Annotated in this window: 1 pseudogene; it reads left to right on the top strand. The window is 61.3% G+C overall.

Going from position 1 to position 1,501, the window contains the following annotated elements:
• The first annotated feature begins 125 nt into the window (after positions 1-125).
• A pseudogene (locus DFQ15_RS16830) lies at positions 126-1,477 on the top strand (IS5 family transposase).
• The last annotated feature ends 24 nt before the right edge of the window (positions 1,478-1,501 follow it).

Genomic DNA, 1,501 nt, shown 5'->3' with positions numbered 1-1,501 from the left:
AGTCCGCGCTGAACAACATCTAACCTATTGATCTGTGTTGGGAATTTGGCAGCTTGATGGCACCGAATTTGCAAGACAATGAATTCAAGACATTCGTTTTCCTGCAAATTCTGACGAGGTTTGAGATGGGGCCAAAGCCTGTATTGCCCGAGACCGACGCGCTGTTCGTCTCCCGGCTCGATGAACTGATCAACATGCGCCACCCACTGGTGCGCTTGGCCGGCTTGATGAACTGGGCCGAGATCGAGCGCAGCTTCTCGGTCCACTTCGTTTCCTCCCGAGGCCGCCCTGCATTGCCCCCGCGCTTGATCGCCGGCCTGCTCTACCTGCAGCACGCCAACGATGCGTCGGACGAGGCGGTGGTCAACACCTGGCTGGAGAACCCCTATTGGCAGTTCTTCACCGGCCAGACGTACCTGCAGACCGAGTTGCCCATGGATCCGTCGAGCCTTACACGCTGGAGGAAGCGCATCGGCGAAGAAGGTGTCGAGGTCTTGCTGGCGGCGACCATCGACGCTGCCCGGTCCGCCGGCCTGATCCAACGCGCCAGCGTGGACCGTGTCATCGTCGACACGACCGTGATGCCCAAGGCCATCGCCCACCCCACCGACAGTCGCCTGCTGGAGAAGAGCCGCCAGCACTTGGTCAAGCTGGCTGACGAACAAGGTTTGAGGCTGCGGCAGAACTACAACCGGCAAGGCCCGCGTATGGCCGCGCAGATCGGCCGCTACGCCCACGCCAAACCATTCCGGCGGATGAAGAGAAGACGGTCAAGACCTTGAAGACCCGCGTGGGTCGCGTGCACCGGGAGATCGGACGTCAACTCGATCAGTTACCCGAGCAGGCCCAGGCCAAAGCCAAAGACCTGCTGCACCGCGTGAACCGCATCCTGACGCAGAAAACGAAGGACAAGAACAAGCTGTACGCGCTGCACGCCCCCGAGGTCGAATGCATCGGCAAAGGCAAGGCACGCACGCCTTACGAGTTCGGCGTGAAGGTCACCATTGCCACCACGCTCAAGGAGGGCCTGGTGGTGGGTTGCCGCAGCATGCCGGGCAACCCGTATGACGGCCATACCCTGGCCGAGACGATCGAACAGGTGAGCATCCTGGCCGATCAAAAGCCCAAGACCGCCATCGTCGACAAGGGCTACCAGGGCGCGCAGGTAGAAGGCCTGCAGATCCTGAGATCGGGCCAACGCCGCGGGGTGACGAGAACCCTGAAGGCCATGATCAAACGTCGCAGCGCCATCGAGCCGACCATCGGACATATGAAGATGGATGGACGGCTGGGCAGAAATCCGTTGAAGGGTGCGCTGGGCGACGCACTGCACGCGGTCCTATGCGGCGCGGGCCACAACATTCGGCTGCTGATCAGGAAGCTGCGGCTTTTTTGTGTCTGCTGGCGGCTGGACTGCATGACCCTCTGGGCGATGGCGGCAGGCTTAAATCGCATGGGACAGCCGCGCTCTGTGTGACGAACGATTTGTTCAGGACGGACT

The sequence above is a fragment of the Xylophilus ampelinus genome (genome assembly GCF_003217575.1).
GTDB classification, from domain to species: Bacteria; Pseudomonadota; Gammaproteobacteria; order Burkholderiales; family Burkholderiaceae_C; genus Xylophilus; species Xylophilus ampelinus.
The sequence above is the reverse complement of the archived record's forward strand: the minus strand, read 5'-3'. Positions and strand labels throughout refer to the sequence as shown.